The sequence below is a fragment of the Leptospira mayottensis 200901116 genome, assembly GCF_000306675.2.
Taxonomy (GTDB): Bacteria; Spirochaetota; Leptospiria; order Leptospirales; family Leptospiraceae; genus Leptospira; species Leptospira mayottensis.
In genome coordinates this window covers 773,773-795,565 of sequence record NZ_CP024871.1, presented here as the reverse complement: position 1 = coordinate 795,565, position 21,793 = coordinate 773,773, and the positions used below count along the sequence as shown (strand labels likewise).

General features: G+C 40.1%; 20 protein-coding genes and 1 pseudogene. 3 read left to right on the top strand and 18 right to left on the bottom strand.

Translation table 11 applies throughout. The features are described 5' to 3' along the window. Window positions 1-4: 4 nt before the first annotated feature. The 5 genes from LEP1GSC190_RS03665 to LEP1GSC190_RS03645 form a co-directional block, all read right to left on the bottom strand. Entirely contained in the window at window positions 5-766 is a 762-nt protein-coding gene (locus LEP1GSC190_RS03665; RefSeq protein WP_004281086.1) for a hypothetical protein, read from the bottom strand. Window positions 767-995: 229 nt separating this feature from the next. Continuing rightward, window positions 996-1,700, bottom strand: coding sequence for an O-methyltransferase (locus tag LEP1GSC190_RS03660; RefSeq protein WP_004281206.1), 705 nt, complete (start codon window positions 1,698-1,700; stop codon window positions 996-998). Further along, a complete protein-coding gene (locus tag LEP1GSC190_RS03655) occupies window positions 1,697-2,524 on the bottom strand; it encodes an MBL fold metallo-hydrolase (protein WP_002761598.1) in 828 nt (275 codons plus the stop codon). Before LEP1GSC190_RS03655 ends, LEP1GSC190_RS03660 begins: the two co-directional genes overlap by 4 nt. After that, window positions 2,524-4,101 carry a M16 family metallopeptidase gene (locus LEP1GSC190_RS03650; protein WP_002761423.1) on the bottom strand — a complete coding sequence of 526 codons (1,578 nt, stop codon included), beginning with the start codon at window positions 4,099-4,101 and terminating at the stop codon, window positions 2,524-2,526. The genes LEP1GSC190_RS03655 and LEP1GSC190_RS03650 overlap by 1 nt, the downstream gene beginning before the upstream one ends. Window position 4,102: 1 nt before the next feature. Next, a complete protein-coding gene (locus LEP1GSC190_RS03645; RefSeq protein ID WP_002761568.1) occupies window positions 4,103-5,677 on the bottom strand; it encodes a M16 family metallopeptidase in 1,575 nt (524 codons plus the stop codon). A gap of 93 nt (window positions 5,678-5,770) precedes the next feature. Between LEP1GSC190_RS03645 and LEP1GSC190_RS03640 the strand changes: the two genes are divergently transcribed. Next, complete coding sequence (locus tag LEP1GSC190_RS03640; RefSeq protein WP_002761643.1) at window positions 5,771-6,457, top strand: hypothetical protein; 687 nt, start codon at window positions 5,771-5,773, stop codon at window positions 6,455-6,457. Then, complete coding sequence (locus tag LEP1GSC190_RS03635; protein ID WP_002761582.1) at window positions 6,454-6,864, top strand: lipoprotein; 411 nt, start codon at window positions 6,454-6,456, stop codon at window positions 6,862-6,864. Before LEP1GSC190_RS03640 ends, LEP1GSC190_RS03635 begins: the two co-directional genes overlap by 4 nt. A gap of 54 nt (window positions 6,865-6,918) precedes the next feature. Here the strand turns inward: LEP1GSC190_RS03635 and mpl17 are convergent, their stop codons facing one another. The 12 genes and pseudogenes from mpl17 to LEP1GSC190_RS03570 all read right to left on the bottom strand — a co-directional run bounded on the left by mpl17 (window position 6,919) and on the right by LEP1GSC190_RS03570 (window position 20,169). Beyond that, window positions 6,919-7,314, bottom strand: a complete 396-nt coding sequence (gene mpl17, locus LEP1GSC190_RS03630; RefSeq protein WP_002761455.1) for a cell surface protein MPL17 — start codon at window positions 7,312-7,314, stop codon at window positions 6,919-6,921. 475 nt (window positions 7,315-7,789) lie between these two features. Beyond that, the gene (locus tag LEP1GSC190_RS03625) at window positions 7,790-8,350 is read right to left on the bottom strand and encodes a Uma2 family endonuclease (protein WP_081606754.1); all 561 of its coding nucleotides are present in this window, start codon (window positions 8,348-8,350) and stop codon (window positions 7,790-7,792) included. Between the two features lie 223 nt (window positions 8,351-8,573). Then, a complete protein-coding gene (locus LEP1GSC190_RS03620) occupies window positions 8,574-9,065 on the bottom strand; it encodes a YajQ family cyclic di-GMP-binding protein (protein ID WP_002749076.1) in 492 nt (163 codons plus the stop codon). Next, on the bottom strand, window positions 9,062-12,052 hold the full coding sequence (gene alaS / locus LEP1GSC190_RS03615) for an alanine--tRNA ligase (protein WP_036048524.1): 2,991 nt from the start codon (window positions 12,050-12,052) through the stop codon (window positions 9,062-9,064). Before alaS ends, LEP1GSC190_RS03620 begins: the two co-directional genes overlap by 4 nt. Before the next feature lie 84 nt (window positions 12,053-12,136). Further along, window positions 12,137-12,535 carry a 30S ribosomal protein S9 gene (rpsI, locus tag LEP1GSC190_RS03610; RefSeq protein WP_002623296.1) on the bottom strand — a complete coding sequence of 133 codons (399 nt, stop codon included), beginning with the start codon at window positions 12,533-12,535 and terminating at the stop codon, window positions 12,137-12,139. A 15-nt stretch (window positions 12,536-12,550) separates the two neighbouring features. Further along, a complete protein-coding gene (gene rplM / locus LEP1GSC190_RS03605) occupies window positions 12,551-13,000 on the bottom strand; it encodes a 50S ribosomal protein L13 (protein ID WP_002761500.1) in 450 nt (149 codons plus the stop codon). Window positions 13,001-13,265: 265 nt separating this feature from the next. After that, window positions 13,266-13,899, bottom strand: a pseudogene (locus tag LEP1GSC190_RS20090) (class I SAM-dependent methyltransferase). Window positions 13,900-14,184: 285 nt separating this feature from the next. After that, entirely contained in the window at window positions 14,185-15,411 is a 1,227-nt protein-coding gene (locus LEP1GSC190_RS03595; protein WP_002761594.1) for an acyltransferase family protein, read from the bottom strand. Window positions 15,412-16,368: 957 nt separating this feature from the next. Then, a complete protein-coding gene (locus LEP1GSC190_RS03585) occupies window positions 16,369-17,148 on the bottom strand; it encodes a TlyA family RNA methyltransferase (RefSeq protein ID WP_002761592.1) in 780 nt (259 codons plus the stop codon). Beyond that, window positions 17,129-18,070: a polyprenyl synthetase family protein gene (locus LEP1GSC190_RS03580; RefSeq protein ID WP_004281147.1), complete on the bottom strand. Its 942-nt coding sequence runs from the start codon at window positions 18,068-18,070 to the stop codon at window positions 17,129-17,131. Before LEP1GSC190_RS03580 ends, LEP1GSC190_RS03585 begins: the two co-directional genes overlap by 20 nt. A gap of 412 nt (window positions 18,071-18,482) precedes the next feature. Continuing rightward, window positions 18,483-19,505: a synaptic vesicle VAT-1 family membrane protein gene (locus LEP1GSC190_RS03575; protein WP_004281194.1), complete on the bottom strand. Its 1,023-nt coding sequence runs from the start codon at window positions 19,503-19,505 to the stop codon at window positions 18,483-18,485. Window positions 19,506-19,923: 418 nt separating this feature from the next. Beyond that, window positions 19,924-20,169 (bottom strand): hypothetical protein, encoded by a 246-nt coding sequence (locus tag LEP1GSC190_RS03570; protein WP_002761540.1) that lies wholly within the window; start codon window positions 20,167-20,169, stop codon window positions 19,924-19,926. Between the two features lie 97 nt (window positions 20,170-20,266). Between LEP1GSC190_RS03570 and LEP1GSC190_RS03565 the strand changes: the two genes are divergently transcribed. Then, entirely contained in the window at window positions 20,267-20,743 is a 477-nt protein-coding gene (locus LEP1GSC190_RS03565; protein ID WP_002761659.1) for a DUF4442 domain-containing protein, read from the top strand. 202 nt (window positions 20,744-20,945) lie between these two features. On the opposite strand, the gene LEP1GSC190_RS03560 is transcribed toward LEP1GSC190_RS03565, so the two are convergent. Then, complete coding sequence (locus tag LEP1GSC190_RS03560) at window positions 20,946-21,491, bottom strand: YbhB/YbcL family Raf kinase inhibitor-like protein (RefSeq protein WP_002761436.1); 546 nt, start codon at window positions 21,489-21,491, stop codon at window positions 20,946-20,948. Between the last annotated feature and the right edge of the window lie 302 nt (window positions 21,492-21,793).

The window sequence follows — 21,793 nt, the reverse complement described above, 5'->3', positions numbered from 1 at the left end:
CCCACTATTTCTTCTGAGATTCTTTGCCGTTCGAGCCTTCAGAATATACCAAATTCCGATTGTCGCTCAGATCTATCTTATATTTTTCGCGGATATTCTTACTTTCTTCCTCCGGTTTGAGCTTACTCAAAATCGAGATCCCGTATTCCTTTGCAAGACGAAAGTGCATGAGAGAATCCTTATATCTTGAATCCTTGCGCATTCGATCCGCTTGGATCATCTGATAATAAGCGATCTGAAGTTTATGATGATTTGCCGAAACTTCTCTACTACGAGCGGAAGACGACTGAACCGATCCGTTCTGAGTCTGTTCCACACTTACGATCGTATCCGCGCATTCCCCCAAAAGTTGATCCGTCCTTTTATTATACTGATCCGAAAACTTATTGTAAAGTTTGTCCATACTTTCCGAAGTTTCCCGCATCTTTCTTCCCGCGATCACGTATTGTCTTCTGTAATAGTAATGAAGAGCATCGTTGTATTGTTTCCAGATCGAGTTCAGATCTTCGTTCGAACCTTGAACGCTGGAACCGAAATTTTTCGTTACGGTTACGAGCGCATGAATATCGTTTTTTACTCTCTCCTTTATGGAATCCAAAGTTCTCGCGTAATGAAATTCTTCTAAATAATCTCCCTGATACTTCGGATCGTTAGTCGCGCTTGCGAGCTCGCTTCCTTTGTCTTCGTCCTTGGATACGTTCGATTGAGCCGAAACTGAAAATACGGAAAAAAATAAAACTAAAATCTGGAAACTTTTAAATGACATGCAAATCTCCTGCACGGAAGTATAGCACAGCGTCTTAAAACGCAACTAGTATTTTGTCGCTTTCTGCCCTACACTTAAAACGAACAAACGGATTCGTCCGTCCTGCAAGGAGCCCTTAAAATTCAAATCGCCTTCCCCAATGTGCGTCCAATTGAACACAATAGAAACAAAGTGTTCAGTTACCCGAGCAGTCCCTAAAAAGCAAGCAACGCTTGAATTCTTTTCGGGGCTATAAGGTCTTGTGCCCTTCGAAGGATTCACGAAATCGAATTCGAAGCAACCCGTCTCCGACCGGAAAAAGAGTATAAGGAAGATTCGAACTTTTGACTTCGTCCCAAAATTCCCGCACCGCTTTGTCAGAAGGAGCCTGTCTTGAAGGATCGAAAATTCTGCCGTGCCAAAGAACGTTATCAAATACCGCCGTGTCCGGTCTTACTTGTTTGAGAATCCGAAAAATTTCCGGATATAAGACCTTATCACAATCCACAAACACAAATTTGCCGAACCATTTCGCGTGTGGATTCTCGCTCGCTTCCTTAAGATATTGGAGGCAATGAACCTTTAAAAGATGAATATCCAAATCACTAAAAGGATGTTTTTCTAAATAAGAACGAACGCGCGCGATATAATCGATCTCCCTCTCCAAGGAGATGATCTTAGCGATTCTATTTAAACCGGAAGCCATCCAAAAAAGGGAAACTCCGTATCCGGTTCCGAGTTCAAGAATTTCCTCCGGCTGTTCGCACTCCACAAGAAAACGTAGAACGGCCCCCGAAGCCGGGGTCAAAACGGGAACACCGAGTGCGGCCGCATCTTCCTCCATTTGCAAGAGAATATCGACGGGACGAGCAACTAACTCAGAATCGATCCTTTCTTCCAGACCGTTAAGAAAAATCGAGGTTCCGTATTTTCCGGGAGGACTCCCCTTGCTCATGGCAGAAACGGATGAAATCTATGTCGTTCTTCTTTCGGGATTCTTTTGTCCAAAACTTCTCGAATGTACGAAATCGAATAACGTTTTGAAAAATGGATGAGAACGATCTTTTCGTTTCGAAAAGAGGAAAGATTTCCTATAATTTCGTCCAGATGAATATGGCCCCATTCCCTGGCTTGAGTGACGTTTCGTTCCTTGTCGATATAAGTACATTCAATAAATAGAATACTCGAACTTGCCACGTCTTCGTGTTCCAATACGTATTCAATTTTCGTATCTCCCGAAAAACTGATTACCGGAAATTCACTTGGCTCGGAAACTTCCTTCTTTTGCTTTAAAGCGAGATTCAATTCCTCCTGGGGAAGGGATTGAAATTCCTTTTTTAATTTTTTCCTTCTCTGATATAAGGTATACCCTTGAGAAGGAACCCTATGGAAGGTTTTATGAGGAGAAAAAAAATGCTGTTGATCCAAATCGATCTTATCTCCGGGATTTGCCGCTTTCATATCGTACAAATAAGAAAAATCCTCAATTTCGGAATAAAGATCTAAAATCCTTCTCATAGGTTCTTCCAAAGCGGCGGGAACGAAAATCTTAGGCGGTTTTAATTTTCTCAAAGACCTCTGAGAAATGTAATACGGCAAAGCGCAAGAATGATCCAGATGAGAATGAGTCAATAACAAAGTATCAAGGTGAATCCGATTGGGATTCTGGGCTCCTATATCGAACATCAAACTCAAGGAAGGAAGATAAAGGGAAGTGCGGATACCTCCCTCCGATATTCCTTCGAATTGATACTGTTTGTGTTGAAACTTACAATACACTAAGGGATCCTTTCTTCCGGAGCGATGTGTCTCACGGTTTCATCCCATCCTTTCGTAATGTCTTTCGGTCCTGTCAAAATCGTCTTTACGGAAGAACTCACGAAGAATTTTTTACCGACCCGTTTGAGATCGTCTAATGTGACCGCTTGGATTTTACCCCGGTACATTTTTAGATAGTCGGCGGGCATATCGTGTTCTTTAAACCGAAGAAAGTTGTGCAGAATTCCCATCTTATCCGCAAATTGAAAGATGAAACGATTGACGATGGATTGTTTTGCGGATTCCAATTCTTCTTCCGTGATTTTAGAGATTGTTTGTTCGCTTAGAATTTCCCGCATCAGATCGTAAACCTCCTTGGTCGTGGAAGTTTTCGTTTGAGTCGTAAAGTAGACGATCCCATAATCCTTTTCGAAATACGCGGAACTGTTGGAAGAGTACGCAAGTCCCCGATCGGAACGGATCCTCTGCATAAAATAAGAACTAAAACCCCCGCCTCCGATGATGTAGTTAACGAGTTGAATCGCGTAAAAATCCGAATCCCTGTGCGCAGGTAGAATCCCCGCCATCATCACGATACTTTGAGTCGCATCCTTATCCACACCTAGAATTTGAAAAGGAAGAGAATCCAAATTCTTTTTGAGAATTTTTGTGTTCAGCTGAACCGACGATACCGCTCGGACAGAATCTCTCGGAGGCAACAAGGAAGTGACCAGAAGTTCCGCTTCTTTTCTTTGAAGATCTCCCGTGAGTAAAACGATTCTTCTCGAAGTTGATACGGTTTTATCGAAGTATTCCCTAATGTCTTTTGTCTGGATTTTAGCGAGAGAATCCAACTGGGTGCTTTTGCCGAGAACCGTTCCCTTGTAGACGAGCTCGGCGGTTTTACGATAGGCAATATCCGGAATCTTGTCGTTTCTTCTTTTGATCGTCTCCTCTAAGTTCAACTTAGCGATCGAAAACCCTTCTTCGCTTAACAATGGAGTTGCGATAAATTCCCCGATTAAAGGAATAATTTCCTTTTCAAACCGGGAAAGATAAGAAATCGTGAATACGATTTTTTCGGAATTCACATCCGTGTCGATCTTAGCGCCATAACCTTCTAAAGTTTCTATAAATTTACTTCCCGGCGCGGACGAAATCCCTCCGTGTTTCCATGCTTGGACAAACAGCTCCGGAACTTCGGGAGGAAGATCCGGATTCGACAATACTCCCGCGTAGATATGAATCTCCAAGTTCCTGAGAGGGAATTCTCCCCCCGGTAAAAAATAAACTTCGGTCCCTTTTCCCGAAGGGAATACTTGAACCTCCGGAAACTCAAAACTTAACGAAGGGATTTTGACATTTTTTACAAAATCCCCAGGAGCGGCGGATATGGAAGTTACACTAACAATCCAAAGAAGAACAGAATAGTAGAATATTTTCATATACGAAGTTCTCGCTTTCAGAACGGATTTGACCGAATTCGATTTCTCGTTAATTTGCAAAACGAAAGATGAGTTCTCATAAAAAGCATTATGTTTTGGAACACGCTGCAAACTGTATGTTTTATGGATCATAGTTTTTTCGAAGTTTTCCATCTTAGTTTCCGATCTCTTTTGTTTCTTTTACGGGCGGATTCAGTTCCGCGATCGTTCTGTTTTCGGGTACGAAATATTTTTTTGCGACCCTCCGCACATCTTCCGGAGTCACAGTATCCAATTCTTCGTAACCCCTTAAAAGTTCCTTCCAATCTCCGTATAACAATTGATAAAGGGAAAGAACATCCGCCAATTTGCCGTTATCGTCCAAGGCACGCAGATATTCGCCTAAGATCTGATTTTTGATTTTAAATAACACTTCCGAAGTGATTAGTTCCGTTTTCAACCGGTCTAGTTCTCCTTGAACGAGACTCTCCACTTTCTTTTGATCCGTATTTTGATTGTTGGTGATGTAGATTGAAAACAAATTGGAAAGTCTATCGCCCGGGTCTCCGTTCCAGCAATACACTCCTTGAGCGACCTGCTCCTCTAAAACCAACTTTTTGAAAAGTCTTCCGGATTCTCCTTCCGCAAGCAGAGTATCGATCACGCTAAACACTGCGTCGTCCGGATGAGGAAAAGAGGGTTTATGAAAGCCGATGATTTTAGAAGGAGCGCTCGAATGAACCACAGATACGAACTTCGGTCCGGTCCATCCGGCTTCGGTCGCTTTTTTTGAGATCGGAGTATTTCCTTTTTTCAAATCTCCGAAATAGTTGCGAAGAATTTTTTCGGTTTTCTCGAAATCCAAAGAACCCACAACGGCAATCACCATTCTTTGAGGATCATAGTAATTCTTAAAAAACATTTGAGTATTTTCCAAATCCAAAAATCCCAAATTCTTCTCGTAACCGATCACAGGCATTCGATACGGATGACCTTCCGGAAAAGCAGCGTCCAAATATTTTTCCCTTAAGATTCCCATTCCTCTGTTTTCGACGCGCATTCTTCTTTCTTCCAGAACCACGTCTCTTTCCGTATAATATTCTCTGAATATGGGATTTTTCAATCGATCCGATTCGAGTTTAGCCCAAATTTCCAGACGATTTGCGGGAAGAAGAATCTGATAGTTGGTAACGTCGTTCGAAGTATACGCGTTGAATCCCACTCCTCCGTTTCTGGAATAGATATAATTGTCTTCGTTCGATATTACAAATTTACGATGAAGTTCCAGAAGCGCAGAAAATCTTTTACTCAAAACGTCGATCTGATCCTTAAATTCCGCAGACGGTTCTTCTCCTCTGGATTTCATTTCCAGTTCTTGAATGCGAAGAGAATCCAATCGTTTTCCCCAAACCGCGATTTGTTCCAGATACAGTTTTTCTTTTTCGTAGTTCGTGGTCCCGATATTCTTCGTTCCCTTAAAAAGCATGTGTTCTAAGAGATGCGCCGTACCCGAGATCTCGGGAGTTTCATCCGCGGAACCTACTAAAAATTTTGTATAAATGGCAATAGTGGGAGAATCCTCCCGTTTCATCATGAGGACTCTCAGTCCGTTATCCATCTGAAACGTTCTGGTTTTTTCTTCTAAGGATTTCTTAAGTTCGGAAAAAATCGCGGCGTCCGCATACAGAGAACCGCTCAAAAGAAGGACATAGATCATGAAAAGTCTAAGGATCGGTTTTATGAAACACATAGCTTACAGACTTTCCCCTTTAGGACCTGGTGTCCAGAAAGTTCCCGGAAAAATCCTGCTTCCTTTTCAAGTTGATTCGAAAACGTTTGTCTCATGCGGCGGATCTGTTTTTTATTTTTGTCGATTCTATGTTTCCACTTCGTTTGTGTTCCCGCAGATCCGGAATACAGAGAAAAAGTTTTGGAAAACGTTCGAGATACCGGTTTTATTTCCAGAGAATTCTTTCAGATCTTAGTCAAGGTTCCTCTTCCCGTAAAAGACGCGGGAATTCGGGAACTCAGAAACCAATGTAGGAAAATCGCAGAAACAAAACGGGACGAAATTGCGGTCTCCATTCTTCTCACAGAGATCCGGGAAAACGAACGCACTTTCAACGGAGCACTCCCTCCCGATTTAACGAGCAGTTTACCTCTTCCTCTCCCCGGTCAGATTACAAATACAACTTCGGTTTCCACCACTCCGGGAAGTATCGCCGTGTCCGGAGGATCTTCAGGAACCAACCAACAGACAAACACAAATCAGAGTTCGACCACGACTACGCCGACTCCTTCCGATCCGAAAGCGGTAGAAAAAGACAAAGAAAAAGAGAAACTTTTGACCCAGGATATTTTGGTTTACAGAGGGGCATTCGCTTGGTTTTTAAATTCCCTGTTTCTTTTTCGAGAAGATTATACCGATGCCTCAAATTGTACTTTTATTTATAGAAATATTCAGAAAGATCTGTACTCGAACGTCATATCTAAAGGATTAAAACCTATCTCCAAAGAAGAGGTTCCATGAAATCGATTCAACTTTCCTTAGTCGTCGTATTATTTTTGCTAACGGTTCGGTGTTCATCCGCTCCTTCTTCAAAAATAGAAAACGTACATCCCCCAAAGATGGTCGAATCCAACGAGGATGAATTCATTAAAGCGACAGAAGGGTTTTTAAACTCGGATACCTTTCAAGTAGTCGTTTCTTCTTTGGAAGGAAATTCGGATATCGCTCAAGACCAGGCACGTAAAAGGGCAATCAATCTTCTCATTGCGGAAAAAGGGGACAAGTTTCGCCCCTCGGATAAAGCAGTTATCAAAGAATTAGTGGAGTCCAAAGGTAGAATCGTAAAGTCCTCCGATTCGATCCAAGGCAAAATCTATTTTTTATTTCAAGTCAATTCTCCCGCCTTGAAATCAACCCTAAAACGTTAGACGTCATTTAAAGTAAAACCTCAATCCAATCCGATTCTCTTTAAAAGTAGAAATTCATCGAATGATTTCGACTTGTTGGATTTTTCCGGGAATACAGATATTTTTATCGAAATTGCAGTAGTAAATTTTTCCGTGAATTTCTAATTCTCCTTTGCCGGTTACGATGAGGGGAATCGGATCGACAGATGCAAAATATTCTTTTTTCTTTTCGGAAGTTTTTCCTTTCACTTTCAGATCGGCTTTTTCCACTTTTACTCCGTTACCTGCATTCAAAAAAATCTTATGAGGAGCATCCTTTTGAATACCGTAATTAGCCGGATGAACGATTTTCAAAAGATAAGAATTTCCAAAACTTTTTTCCAGTTTGAATTTTACCGGACTTTCCTCTCCAGCAAAAATTCCGGAGGAAATAAAACTTGCTAAAACACCGATGAATAATATTTTTTTCATACTAGTTTGACCAAATCAGATCTCGATTTGTTTAAAGGAACCTCTATAAAATGAATTTGATGTACTTAAAAACAGTAATTTCGTTTCGATATCATTGGGAAAAGCGAAACAAAACTTCGAAATCAAATTTAGAGTCTGTCCAAAACCTGAAGAGAAAGCAGGAACTCCTATATTTTAACGTGAGTTCAACATAACAAATGCGAAAGCGATTGTAGTGGAAATTCCGAAGGAATTGGAACGAAAAGCGCGCTCGCGAGCCATTTTAATTATGAAGTCTGCGAGCGATTCGCCCAAACTTTCTTATATCGAATTCACGTCATTTTATTACGAACTTATGGAATGATTGGAACTAATTTTTTTCATGTTTTAGAACAAGCGCTAAGTTTTTGGAAGAATGGATGGGCGACTTTGAAAACAATGCAACAAGAATAAAAACCGCATTTTACGTTGCAATGAATGGACACTCATTGAAGATTCAAAACGGTTTCGTAAAAAGACTTTGCACTTCCAGAGAAAATCCGTCGAGGATTTTAGACTCGACCGTACCCGAATCCGCGGAAACAAGAAACGTAAAACCGGAGGTTCCGTTTTGATAGATCTCCACCGAACGTTCCATCGGATCCACGATCCAATATTCCCGGACTCCGTGTTTTTCGTAGAGTTTCTTTTTGGTTTTGAGATCGTGATACGCATTTCCTTCCGAAAAAATTTCGGCGACCAATCGGGCGCGCCTTCGATTCTTTTTTCTTGGATGATAGCATTTCGCGCCTTTGCAATAAAGATCAGATCGGGTTGAACGACGTTGTGTTCGTCGAGAAATACGTCGATCGGAGAAGCCAACGCGATTCCGTTGTTTTTTTTTCCGTACGTATTCCATTAAAGAAAAATGAAGTTCAGCGGACACTCTTTGGTGCTCGGGGATCACAGCAGGAACCATAAATATTTCACCACCCAAAAGCTCCGCCAAGGTCCCTTCCGGAAGTTGGACCAGTTCTTTATCCGTTTTTAATTCGGTCGTATGCATAGAGGAATTCATCTACGTTTTCTATCGTTTCCAGCCGTTCAGCTTCGCTAAGGGCCTTCGATAACACTCAAACTATCTTACTACCTGAACTCAAGACTTCAGGTAGTGAAATTAGGTCGCTCGATAAGTTTGACAGAGGATCGCAACTCTGCCAAGTAGAAGGTCGGTTCGAAAAAGCAGTGATTTCTTTGATGCCGGGATGCAGCAGTTCGGTGTTCCGATACGCGACATACCGTTACTTGTAGTTCGTAAACTGAACGTCGAACGAAAGATCGGAAGTTTTCAAAAGATGAATCACTTCCTGAAGGTCATCTTTTTTCTTACCGGTGACGCGGACGGACTCTCCCATGATCGTGACGTTGACCTTGAGTTTGGAATCCTTGATGATTCTAGTCACTTCCTTGGTTTGTTCCTTTTCCATTCCCTTACGGATTTTCACTTTCATCCGAACGGTTCCTCCGGTTGCAGGTTCGATCTTGGATTTAAAGTCGAAATTCTTCAATCCGATCCCTCGCTTTGCCATCTTGGAAACAAGAACGTCGATCACACTTTCGAGTTTGGCATCATTGTCCGAAACTAAAACGAGTTGTTCATCTTCGAGTTGAATATCCGACTTGGAACCCTTAAAATCAAAACGATTCTTGATCTCTCCGAGAGCCTGCGTCACCGCATTGGTTAACTCCGGTTTACTGATTTCGGACACTATGTCAAAGGATGGATCACTCATACTTTTTCTCCGGTTAAAGTTTGTTTTGCTAATTGGATCGCGAAAGAGATTGCGGATTCCAAGTTTTGCTTTTCCTTACCGCCGCCTTGAGCCATGTCAGGCTTTCCACCGCCCTTACCACCTAACATTTCGCAGACGGCTTTGACCAAATTACCGCAATGAATTCCCTTAGAAACGAGTTGGGAAGAACAAGTGATCACGACACTCGCGTTATCCGCATTTTTACTTCCGAGAATCACAAGAAGATTTTTTTCCCGAATCTTGAGATTATCCGAAAGACCCTTGAGAGAACTCGGATCCTTGTCATCGAAGATTGCGGAAACGATCTTACCGATTCCAGTTTCGATCGAAGAAGAAAATACTTGTTCGATTACGGAATTGTTATTTTCAAAATCTCTCGATTCCAAACTTTTTTTTGCTTTTAAGAATAAAGAAGTATTTTCCTCGATTTTAAAAACAATATTTTCGGAAAGATCTCGGAAAAATGTAACCGCAGATGCTCCCTCCTCTTCAAGTTTTTCCCGAATTTCCTCCGGTCCGGGAACATGAGACGTTATCAGAAGATTTTTTTCCTCCCCACCTAACTCCGATTTGATTTTTAAGTTTAAATTTTGCACGGATTCGGTGAGTTCCGCAAAACGATTTTGGAACGTTTCAATTACCGCCGGACCGCATACGCCTTCGATACGACGATTGCCCGCACCCGGAGAAGACTCTTTTTTAATAAAAAAATATCCAATCTCTCCCGTATGAGAAACATGAGTTCCACCGCAAAACTCGACCGAAGCGTCTCCCATCTGGACGACTCTCACTCGGTCTCCGTATTTTTCTCCGAAGGTCGCGATGGCACCGGTTTTTTTCGCGTCGTCAATCGGCAGTTCCTTAGTCTCCACTCGGAAATCCTTGCGAATCGATTCGTTGACCCAGGATTCTATTTTGCGAATTTCTTCCGAAGTAAGCGCGGAAGGGTGAGAAAAATCAAAACGAAGATACTCAGGAGAAACGACGGAACCCTTTTGTAGGACATGATCTCCTAAAAGAGTTCGAAGTGCTCCGTTTAAAAGGTGGGTCCCAGAATGATGAAACCTAAGTCTCTCTCTGCGAGTCGTCTCCACTTCGGCCTCAAGTTCCTGGGCAATGGAAAATTCTCCGCTCAAAACCTCTCCAAAATGAAGAATAACATCGTTTTCCTTTTGGGTATCCAAAACTTTGAATACGTTTTTTCCCTGACGCAAGAAACCAATATCTCCGACCTGCCCCCCTCCTTCGGGATAAAAAGGAGTTTTGTTTAAAACAATCACGCCTGTCTGTCCTTCTTTCAAAGTAGAAGAAGGTCTATAATCGTAAGAACCCATCTCATCTTTGTTTCCCAAAGGACTAACTCCGACATTCTGCTGACTTTTGATAATCCCGCTTCCTGAACTCAATGAATTGGAGTGCAGTTCAGGTCGTTCGATTGGGAGTGGCTTTGAATCTTTTTGCGATATAGAATCCGAGCTTCGGGACAAAGTACAAAATAAATGCGCAATATTCCCTTTTCCTAATATGGAAGAATAACCCAAAAACTCCGTCTTTCCCGTCTCCTGCCCCGTCATTAAAGAGATCTTATTGGCTTTCCAGGATTCGCGGGAAACCTGCCTATCTTTTTCTAGTTCTTCCTGAAATCCTTTTTTGTCGAAACCAAGCCCCTGTTCCACTACGATTTCCTCTGTCATCTCCGCGGGAAAACCGTAAGTTCCATAAAGTAAAAATGCATCTGCTCCGGAAAAGATCGGTTTGCCAGCAGATCTCGTTCTCTGAACCAGAAACTCGATCTTTTCCAGGCCGAGTTCCAAGGTTTTTAAGAAAAGTTCTTCTTCCGCGAGAATAATCTTTGCAATCGCGGAGGCGTTTTTTCCAAGTTCCGGATAACGCGGTTTGTAAATTTCTACGACCTTATCGACAAGTTTATAAAGAAACGGTTCTTTGAAGTTCAATTTTCTTCCGAAAAGAGTCGCCCGGCGGATCAAACGGCGGATAACGTAACCCCTTCCGGTTCTGTCCGGATAAATTCCGTCTCCAATAGAAAACAAAACCGAACGAATATGATCGGTTACAACTCGGAACGCAGCCTTTTGATTTGCGGCAATCTGTGCTGTATTATTTTTCTGAGCCGGAATTTTAGATAAAGCTACCACATCATCATACTTGATTCCAGACAGCTCCTCATAAAAGGAAATGATCTTTCGGAGTTCGTCGGTGTCATAAACGGAATCTGCGCCTTGCAGCAATAAGGCGACTCGCTCCAGACCGGAACCGGTGTCGATCCCAGTTTGTTTGAGAGGATGCAGATTTCCTTCGGTGTCCTGATTGAACTGATTGAAAACTATATTCCAAAATTCTAAAAAACGATCGCAGTCGCAACCGGGTCTACAAGTTCCGCTGGTCGCACAATCGGGTCCACCCTTTTCGATTCCCCGATCCAAATAGAGTTCCGAACAAGGCCCGCAAGCCCCGCTGTCTCCCGCCGGTCCCCAAAAGTTATCCTTTTTTCCTAAGCGCGTTATGCGATCTTTGTGAATTCCCTTGGAAAGCCAGATCTTTTCCGCCTCGTCGTCGTCCGTATAAACCGTGACCCAAATCTTATCCTTGTCGAACCCGAGATAATTTACGGAACAATCGAGCGCGTATTCGATCGCTTCTTCCTTGAAATAATCTCCGAAACTGAAATTTCCGAGCATCTCAAAAAAAGTACAATGACGCTCCGTTTTACCGACCACTTCGAGATCGGTGGTCCGAAGACATTTTTGACAGGAAGTCGCTCTTGTATAAGGAAGCTCGACCGCGCCGGTAAAGAACGGTTTGAATTGCACCATTCCCGCGGTCGTGAATAAAAGTGTGGGGTCTCCCGCCGGAAGAAGGGAAGACGACGGAACCACGCTGTGGGATTTATCTTTGAAGTAGTTTAAAAAAATTTCGCGGATTTCCGATACGGATTTTGGTTTCATGATACCTCTAAAATCAAAAAATGCCTGAAACTCTGGCGAAAGAGATTCAGGCATTTCAAAAACGAAATGAAATAAAAAAGAAACTTAACGTTTGGAAAACTGAGTTCCTCTTCTCGCTTTGTGCAGACCGTATTTCTTTCTTTCCACCATTCTTGGATCTCTGGTTAAGAACCCTTCTTTTTTTACGGTTGGACGGAACTCCGGCTTAATTCTGCAAATCGCTCTTGCAAGTGCATGACGGATCGCCCCTACCTGACCGGTAATTCCTCCTCCAGTTACATTCAGATTCAAATCATATTTGTCCTGAACGTTCAAAAGAGAAAGAGGACGAATCGCTTCATCAATGATTGCTTTGCGATTTTGAAGATAGTCTTTGATATCTTTGTGGTTAACGGTAATTTTACCGGAACCTTCTTTGATTTTAGCACGAGCAACGGAGGTCTTTCTTCTTCCTACAGCCCAAATTTCTTTTGTGGATGCCATTCTTATCAGGTCTCCTTAGATTTCCAGTTTCACAGGCTTTTGTGCCTGGAGGTTGTGTTCCGCACCCGAAAAAATTTTACAGTGGGTGAGCATTTTATCTCCGAGTTTGCTTTTTGGAAGCATTCCTTTTACCGCTTCGTAGATTACCTTTTCCGGTTGTTTTGTAATCAGATCTCTGAACACGGTTTCGGTCATCCCACCCGGATAACGAGAGTGATGATAGTACATCTTTTGCATTTCCTTGTTACCGGTTACTTTCACTTTGGACGCATTGATAACGATGATATTGTCCCCGCAATCTTGGTTCGGAGTAAAGGTAGCTTTGTGTTTTCCGCGAAGTCTTGCGGCGATCCCGGAAGCGAGTCTTCCCAGAGTTTTTCCTTCCGCATCTACTACGAACCAACCTTTTACGGCATTTTCTTTCGTAAGAGAAGGAGTTTTATGCGCTTTTGATAATACTGACATGAAAATATCGTCCTGTAGAGGCCAGATTTTCGCTTTGACCCCCAAAGTCAAGAAAAAAGAGCCGGAACGTCCATTCCGGCTCGATTTGACACGGAATATAGACGGATTTTCAAACGAACTTTGCTTCTGTGGCCTGCATTCTGAAATTTTTTGAACAGGCTTTTTCGATCAGTAATTTTAGAACGATGTTCCAAACATGACATATCCATAAAGGCAAACTCAAGGAATGTTTTTCCCTAAAAACCCCAGTCACAATTCCGTTATATCAACGAAAAAAGTTTACCTCCGAAAATACGGAACGAAAATGCGATTCGTTAGAAAAATATTATCAAAAGCCTAAGATCGAACCCACTAGATACTTTTTTTTCACAAACGGATAAAAAACAATTTTCCTATCAACGGAAGAAACAACATAAAATACAATTTCCAGTGAAACGTAAAAAAGCTCGAAGGTCCGGATAACTCCGTAAAGACGAATTTACCCGAAAGGTTTTAAAATTCTATATACTTCGGAAACTAAAAAACTCCTTTACTAATGTTTTTAATCCGAAAACACAACTGACTGAATCGCAATGGTTTGAAGGAACGGAAGAAGCTAATGAGTTTTCCGTAAGATAAACATATTCTACCCAAAACGATCTCGCGCACGTTGAATCATACGACCGGAAATGTCCAAACCTATGATTTTTTCACATCGGAAATACCGTCTTAAAATCCCGATATTATTTCCGTTCCCGCACATTAGCATACTATCCCTGTTTTCGAAGGATTCAAAATTTTAAGGAAACGTTTTCTAATCTGTTTGCAAATCCGAACGTGAATAATTTCATAAAATCGTAACTTTACAAAAATAGATCTAAAAATCCCCTTTGGCTTTTCACTCCACCCAACAACTCTATTTTAGTATATTATTAAATATGTATGATTAATTTTCGAAAAAAATAAACATCGATTTCGTTCAATCCGATTTTTAATCTTAATCGATACGTGACGATGCATTTCATCCACCAAATAATTTTTCCATAACTCCCAATAAAATTTCAGCCCGAGATTATTCATATATTTCGTTCTAGTTATAACTATAGTTCGGTAACTTCCTCTTTGACCCAACTTCTAAATTGAGGGCCATTAAAAATGTCGAAAATCCTTCCAGTAAAAATAACCGAATAAAGTTCGGTCGAATGTCACCGAGATACAGACGAAAAAATCTTTTTAAAAAGACGACTCAACGGCTCTTCAACGTATCGATGTATCAACCAAGAAACCCCAAAGGTAAAAAGAAAACTCAGCATAAGGCTTAAAGTAAAAAAAGTTAGGCCAGTTTCAAAAAGACCGGGTAACAATACTTTTAACACACCGAAAGAAATCAAGGAAAGAAGCAAATGCCATATATAAATCGTATAACTTAGATTTGCAATCTGAGTAACAAATTTTAAACTTAATCCTTTGGCCAAAAGAGTGTCAGGAAAGAAGATCACCGATAAAAGAATAAACGCGTAAACGAAATCAATTAGGTTGAATCTTATCGTCCCTGAAAAAAAAGAATAAATGGATTCGCTTTTTAAATTAATAAAAACTAAAATCAAAAAGGGTAATAGAATCAATAAAAAACTCACTATACGACCCGATAGATATCTTTTCAGATAATCTCCGCGATTGACAATCCAATCCATGAGAATTACTCCCATAACAATCGAATCCACGCGAGTATGCGTAGGACGGAAAACTAAGGTTTCATAATCCGTTCCAAAAATACCCGGATTAAGATAAATACAAATTCTCAACAAGCCGGGTATCAAATACAATCCCCAAAGAATACATTGTCTTGTAAAAAAATCCCGTTTAAACAGAACGAATCCGCAGAAAAAAGGAAATATCAGATAAAATTGTTCTATTATGGATAGGAACCAAGTATGAATATTAGGCCCTCTTAGATAATTCCCAAGAAAAACGAAATCAGCCCAAGCGTTTCGTAAACCGTTATCCGTACTCTCCATAACATTCAAAGCCATCAATGTTTCAGGTACGGATAACTCTTTTGTCGCCACCCATTTTTTACTCATAGAATAGGAAATCCGATTTATCAAATAGCTAATCGTGATAAAAAGATAATAAACAGGAAGTAACTTATAATTTCTCCTTAAGAAAAAATCTAAATAACGAATTTTTCCGTTCTCCGACCACTCTCTCCACAAGGCCATAGAAATTAAAAAACCGCTGAGGATAAAAAACAGGTTCACTTCAAAGTGATGAAGTATTTCGATAAATGCTTGGAGAATGACATTATTATTTGCGGAGGTATATCCGGAATAAAAATAATAATGATATACAAATACAACGACAATTGCAAACGCGCGCAATCCGTTCAGCGGTAGGATTTCTCCTTTTTTATTTTCTATTTTTTGCTCCATAAACCCCATTCTTACATTAATATTTTATAATGTATTTTACTTTCAAATAAAGTCGATAAAAGATAAAATCAGGATCTTTCGTTTTATGGTTTCGGAAAAACCCCTCCCTCAAAACGATTTATAAGTTCCTGAAAACTTTTAAGATTTGTACTTTGTATTTTTTCGAACCAAAATGTAAAGTGAACTTTCAAATTCCTCGTTTGAACTTAATGATTCATTTTTCTTTTGAAAATTTGACGCACACTCGATTCTCCATTTTGTCAAATTTTATCCGCTTCAGTCGTTCCCTTCCCAAAGCCGATATTCCCGATTACCAAAAACAATTATCTCTGCATACTACAAAACGATCGAGATTTTAGATTCAATGATTCATGGGGAAACTTTATGATTCTATCCAAGAGCAAAATTTGAAAACTTGCCTATTACGGTCTTATGCAAAAAATAAAGGGAAAGCTTGACACAGAAATCATAAAAGAAAGCAAAATTCCGGGCTAAGAGAGTAAATGAGACAAGCTCAGAGAACACGACGTTTTTATTAGTCAACGTGAGTTCGATATAAGAAAGTTTGGGCGATCGCCCGCAAATTTCATAACTAAAATGGCTTGCGACCTGAAACACTTTCGTAAAAAGCGTTTCATTGAGTTCTTTTCGTTTCAATTCCTTTGGAATTTCCACTACAATCGCTTTCGCACTTATTATATCGGACTCACGTTAGTTACTAGCTTGGTATTTTCAATAAGAGTCCGTTCGAAAGTCCATAATTTCCTTAAAAAATGTAATCTGTGGGAACTACTGCGCCTTATTACAAACAGACCGATTGATTTTAAGTTTTTAAAACAGATTTCGTTCTTGAGACACTCTTAAAATCCCGACACAACGAACTCTCATAGACTTACTTTTAGAATTTGATCGATAAAAAGTATAAATTTCAATTTCTTAAAACTCCGATTTTCCCCGCTACAATTTCCAATACAAAAGGACTTCTTTATTTCCAGATCTACCTTCAATCGGAGACCACCCTAAGCCTAAAACAACACCTCCGATCTCTTTTTTGAGATAGTTACAGAGAGAACGAACGATCCTAATCCGAGTTTTAGGATCTCTTAAAATCCCTTTTATAAGATCTTTTTTATCCGCCTCAAACTGAGGCTTTATCAAAGTAATACATTCTAATTTCGGAATATACTTCTCCTCTCTCAACTTTCGGAATACGGGAAAAACAGACCGGAGAGAAATGAAACTGAGATCCGCCACAATTACGATCGATTCGGGATGAGGCGCTTGAAAACGATTTGTCTCCCACTCGATTTCCGAAGCGGACAATCTTTTCAGATGAAAACGATCTTTCACGATTACGGAAGAATGGTTTCGCAACTTTTCAGCTAACTGACCATAGCCTACATCGCATGCAAAAACTTTCCAAGCTCCCTTTTCCAAAAGCACTTGTGTAAATCCTCCAGTCGAAGCACCAAGGTCTATACAAAGTTTTCCATCTACCTGTAAGGGGAAAATCTCAAAAGCCCTCAATAATTTATACGCGCCTCTACTCACATATTCTCGTATGACATTGAGGATTTTAATTTCCGAATCTTTTGGAAATTTTAATCCGACTTTGGTTATCTTTTGTTCGTTTACCAAGACGGAACCGGAAAGAATTAAACTTCTCGATTTTTCCGGGGAATCCGCAAGTCCCCGTTCAAGCAGAAGGATATCGAGTCTAATTTTTTCTTTGGCCAATGTAAATCGGAAGTTCCTGAAAGAATGTTCCCTCTTCGTCAGTGGAAACAAAACTGGAAGAAATTGAAATTAAGTTTTTTTGAAGTTCTTTGACCATTTGTTTACAACGTTCCATTCCCAACAACGCAGGATATGTGATCTTACCCGTTTTTTGATCTTTACCCGGAGTTTTACCCAAGGATTCCTGAGTTCCTTCCACGTCCAAAATGTCGTCGGTAATTTGGAAAAGTAAACCCAGGTCTTCTCCGTATTTGGATAAAGGCTCCTCTCTTTTTTTCCAATCCTTACGAAGACGATTCCCCAAAAGTAAGGCCGCCTTAATGAGAGCTCCCGTTTTTAAACGATGAGTTAATTGGACCATTGCGACCTTTTCTTGTTCACTCTTGGAATTTTGGTCCTTCGTATTTTTCCTTTCCATCTGTAAATCATAGATCTGTCCGGAAACCATTCCGGGTGCACCACACCCCGCATGTAAAATTTCTAATAAATCCCGATGCAAAAAATAATCCTCATTCTCCCCTTGAACCAAAGAGATAAAATAAAACGCGAAAGAATTTAACGCGTCGCCCGCCAAAATCGCCGTGGCTTCAGAAAACTTTTTATGAAGAGTCGGTAAACCCCTTCTAAAATCATCGTTATCCATACTTGGAAGATCATCGTGAATCAAAGAATAGGTATGAATACATTCCAAAGACGACCCGAGAAGAAGAGTGTTTCTAGTTTCGTTTTGAGATCCCCCGAAAGCCGCCAATACCAAAACCGGTCTGAGTCGTTTACCTCCGGCAACAAGGCTGTATTTCATCGCTTCAAAAAGTTCGGGAGCAGATTGTTCGGAAAGCATAGAAAGGGTCTGAGAGTTTAAAAAATTCTCAAACACAACTCTATAAGAATGGAATATAGCGGAAAAAGAAGCTCGACTCACTCTGCCTCCAAATTGAAAGAAAACTTCGAATTGTAAAGCAAAGTCCAATACTCAATATAAAAACTTATTTCGCAAACTATGAAGCCTAAAAGAGATCCATAAAATGACAACCGATCCTAATTTTCTCCTTTAATTCTTTTTTACGCGCGACGGCGCATCGGAACAAGTTAAGAACTTGTTTCATGCCGAACTTCTACTAACACACGGGGAAAAGACGATTTAAAAACCTATCGACTTCCCAAAGAGGTGTAATCTGTGGGAACTAATTGTGCTTTGTTATCGAAGACTTCGCAATTTTTGATTCCGATTTCATCTCAGATTTTGGAACAGGCTACGAGTTATTTGACAATCTACAAATACAATCCTTTCAAAATACTCCCAAACTCGCAAGACCCTATTTGTTCCTCAACACTTAAGATTTTACTTTTAATACGACTTTTCCAACGGAAATACCAGATTGAAAATATTTCAGAGCTTCGTCAATCCTCTCGAACGGAAATGTTTTACCGATATGAGGCGGAGAAATATTGAGTTTGACAAGACCATTTAGATGTTTGGTTAGTTTTTCCACCTTTTCGTAAAGCCAAATCAGATTGAATCCCATAATCGCTTTATTATCCGAAACCATGCGCATCGGATCCAATTTCGGCCTGGAAAAATATTTATAGGCAAGCCGAAGCCAGTTTACTCCACTGCCCCCACCCATCATCTCCGCGGCACCGTAAACAATCATCCTTCCCATCGGAGCCATGACATCATAACTTTCCTGAAAGATTTTTCCCCCGATACATTCTAAAACGAGATCCAATTCTCTTTCGGAAAGCAACTCTTGAAGATCCTTTTTAAATCGACTCGAACGGACGATTTGTCTGTCATAACCTTCTTTTTTAAGAAAATCGATTTTGGCAGAAGTTCCGATCGTTCCAACCGTGAACGCACCCAATTTTTTCGCGATTCGATTTGCCAAAATTCCGACCCCACCGGCCGCACTATGAATCAAAACCGTCTGTCCTTTTTTAAGATCCCCTAAAGCGACTAACGCGTAATAGGCGGTCAATCCTTGCACTAAAAAACCAGCACCTTGATCAAAGTCCCATTTAGGAGGAAGTCTGAACACATATTTTGAATCGATATTTAAATGAGAAACGTAACCGCCAAAACGGGTAACTCCCATAATTTTATCTTTTTTCCTTATGTTCTTAACCTTTTTTCCCGCAGCGATTACAACTCCCGAATATTCAAGTCCCGGAATAAAAGCTCCTTCCGGAACCGCACTATACAATCCCTGGATCGCAAATAGATCCGCGAAATTTAATCCGATCGAATGAACTTCGATTTGTACTTCGTGCTCGCCGGGTTCGGGAAGAGTTTCCGTTTCTAAATGAACATTTTCAAGAGATCCTTTTTTTCTGACAAGGGCGATCGTTCTTTGCATGAAAGGAAGTTATAAAAATTCGAAACAAGAGGGCAAGAAGAATTTTCAAAACTGTTTCGATCTAAATTCGGATGAAAAGTCAAGCGAACTTAAAAAAGAATATTTTAGATCAAATTTTCGATTCAAAGGATAACGTCTTAAAATTATTATCTGCTTTTCGGAAAGCCCATTCCCACACGACAATCAAAACAAAACTCGGGAAAATAAAACCCTTCTCTTTGTCACAAGACACAATTACAAATCCACATTTTCGTTTAGAATGAAATTCGGGATTAAGGCAACAAAACGGATAGATTGACATCCCTTCCCAAGAACATATTACAAGCACGCATACAAATCGCTATCGCTCACCATCTTTGCAAGTGACGGTATAACCGCCGTTTGAATAAAACAACACAGAGATTTGTATAATTACTTTTCAGTTTTTGGAACGATAAGAATACATCATGTTCGTGTCGAGTTTCCTATCTAAACTTCGAAAAAATTGATAAGATTTTTTTGATATTTCAAAGCCAAATATTTTAGACTCGATAAAACCCCACATATCTTTATGATAATCGGGAGAATTACCTCTGTGTGTTTCCTTTGAAATCGCGCGCAAAGTTTTCCAATCAGCTTTGGATTCGTCCCGAAAAACCAAGATGTCTTTTTTCAAACGGAGCATTTTAGATAATTTTACAAATCACTTATTTTATAGTTTCAAAATCATATGAATCGATAACAAAAGACAAACTGACTATAGTGTTTTGGTGCCAAATCATATGAACTTACGGAAAAGACTTCGATTTTATTTTTTTAATTTTTATCCTCCCTATTTTGCCGCCGGAATCCGATACAAAAAAATCAGCAAAGATTTTACCCATTTTCAACTTTCTATGAAACTCCACTGGTGGAATCAAAACCTCGTTGGAACTCACTTCGGCGGTTCACTTTACTCTATGTGTGATCCGTTTTACATGCTTATTCTTATGGAAAATTTAGGAGAGGAATATATCGTCTGGGATAAAGCGGCGACGATTCGATTTATCACCCCCGGAGTGGGTAAAGTCTATGCAGATTTTGAGATTCCTCAAGAAGAGATAAAAAGAATTCGAAAAGAAGCTGACGAAAAAAGAAAGTTAGACGCGCTTTTTCAAACTAAAATTTACGATGCGAAAACGGGGAAGGTAGTCGCCGAACTTGATAAGATCGTATACGTAAGAAGAAAAGAAAGAATTAAAAAAGAAAAAACTCTATAAAGAACCGAGCGAAATAGTCTTAACTGAAATAACGATTAAAGGCACGCATAACGCAAAAAGTTTGGAAATATAGAGAGACGCTCGACCTATTAACAAATCAGTTGTTTCCAATAATATTACTGAAAACTACGTAACAAGGCGCCTATAATATAAAAGAACCCGCTCCAAAATCAAAGAACAGGTTCCGATCACTTGTAATTTATTATCTACCGTATTTCGCTAAAATTTTAGCTTCACCGATTTTAAGAGAATTGATGTAAAAACCGATCAAGGCGCCGGAAGAATTCTGATCGGCCGAAATCTTATCTTTAAGAGCGTAAACGGTGAAATAATAGCGATGAGGTTTGTGACCTTGAGGCGGACAAGGACCTCCGTAACCAGGCATGCCGAAATCGGTTCTACTTTGAATCGCTTCTTTTGGAAGAAGATTTTTTTCCAAGTTCCCAGCATTTGCAGGAATAGAAGTTGTAGTAGCTGGAATATTAAAAACTACCCAATGCCACCATCCACTGCCGGTCGGTGCATCCGGATCGTAAACAGTTATAGCAATACTCTTCGTAGCTTTCGGAAGACCAGTCCAAGATAGTGCGGGAGAAATGTTTCCACCGGAACATCCAAAACCGTTAAACACCTGTTCGTTGGCGATAAGTTTACCGGAAGTCAATTCGGGACTTTTCAATTGAAACGGTTCCGCTTGCAGTAAAGTTGCGGAAATCAAAAATACGAATACGAATCCTTTGATTTTCATAAAACGAGTCTCCTATTTAAATTCAAATTTATAGTTCAACAGAAACTAAAATGAATTGCAAGACGAGTTTTAGGAATCTCTAAAAAATTAGAACGAAGTTAAATCCGAATTCAAAAGTTGAAGAATTTTGAATATGAAAAAAGTTAGAAGCTTTCAAATTAGAATTTGTCCCAAAATCTCAGTAATGTAGGAACTACTACAAGAGTGTTCCAACAATAAAGTCCATTTAGAAAACCTATAAACCAGCCATTCATACTACGTTTAATTACGAAATGATTGGAATGATTGGAACCGATTTTTTT

Excerpts from the sequence above, each read along its gene's own strand:
- LEP1GSC190_RS03575 (WP_004281194.1), bottom strand. The coding sequence starts at position 19,505 with ATGCAAAGAACGATCGCCCTTGTCAGAAAAAAAGGATCTCTTGAAAAT.
- LEP1GSC190_RS03570 (WP_002761540.1), bottom strand. The coding sequence starts at position 20,169 with ATGCTCCGTTTGAAAAAAGACATCTTGGTTTTTCGGGACGAATCCAAA.
- LEP1GSC190_RS03660 (WP_004281206.1), bottom strand. The coding sequence starts at position 1,700 with ATGAGCAAGGGGAGTCCTCCCGGAAAATACGGAACCTCGATTTTTCTT.
- LEP1GSC190_RS03665 (WP_004281086.1), bottom strand. The coding sequence starts at position 766 with ATGTCATTTAAAAGTTTCCAGATTTTAGTTTTATTTTTTTCCGTATTT.
- rplM (WP_002761500.1), bottom strand. The coding sequence starts at position 13,000 with ATGTCAGTATTATCAAAAGCGCATAAAACTCCTTCTCTTACGAAAGAA.
- LEP1GSC190_RS03625 (WP_081606754.1), bottom strand. The coding sequence starts at position 8,350 with ATGAATTCCTCTATGCATACGACCGAATTAAAAACGGATAAAGAACTG.
- alaS (WP_036048524.1), bottom strand. The coding sequence starts at position 12,052 with ATGAAACCAAAATCCGTATCGGAAATCCGCGAAATTTTTTTAAACTAC.
- LEP1GSC190_RS03620 (WP_002749076.1), bottom strand. The coding sequence starts at position 9,065 with ATGAGTGATCCATCCTTTGACATAGTGTCCGAAATCAGTAAACCGGAG.
- LEP1GSC190_RS03650 (WP_002761423.1), bottom strand. The coding sequence starts at position 4,101 with ATGGAAAACTTCGAAAAAACTATGATCCATAAAACATACAGTTTGCAG.
- mpl17 (WP_002761455.1), bottom strand. The coding sequence starts at position 7,314 with ATGAAAAAAATATTATTCATCGGTGTTTTAGCAAGTTTTATTTCCTCC.
- LEP1GSC190_RS03635 (WP_002761582.1), top strand. The coding sequence starts at position 6,454 with ATGAAATCGATTCAACTTTCCTTAGTCGTCGTATTATTTTTGCTAACG.
- LEP1GSC190_RS03640 (WP_002761643.1), top strand. The coding sequence starts at position 5,771 with ATGCGGCGGATCTGTTTTTTATTTTTGTCGATTCTATGTTTCCACTTC.
- LEP1GSC190_RS03595 (WP_002761594.1), bottom strand. The coding sequence starts at position 15,411 with ATGGAGCAAAAAATAGAAAATAAAAAAGGAGAAATCCTACCGCTGAAC.
- LEP1GSC190_RS03560 (WP_002761436.1), bottom strand. The coding sequence starts at position 21,491 with ATGAAAATCAAAGGATTCGTATTCGTATTTTTGATTTCCGCAACTTTA.
- LEP1GSC190_RS03645 (WP_002761568.1), bottom strand. The coding sequence starts at position 5,677 with ATGTGTTTCATAAAACCGATCCTTAGACTTTTCATGATCTATGTCCTT.
- LEP1GSC190_RS03565 (WP_002761659.1), top strand. The coding sequence starts at position 20,267 with ATGAACTTACGGAAAAGACTTCGATTTTATTTTTTTAATTTTTATCCT.
- rpsI (WP_002623296.1), bottom strand. The coding sequence starts at position 12,535 with ATGGCATCCACAAAAGAAATTTGGGCTGTAGGAAGAAGAAAGACCTCC.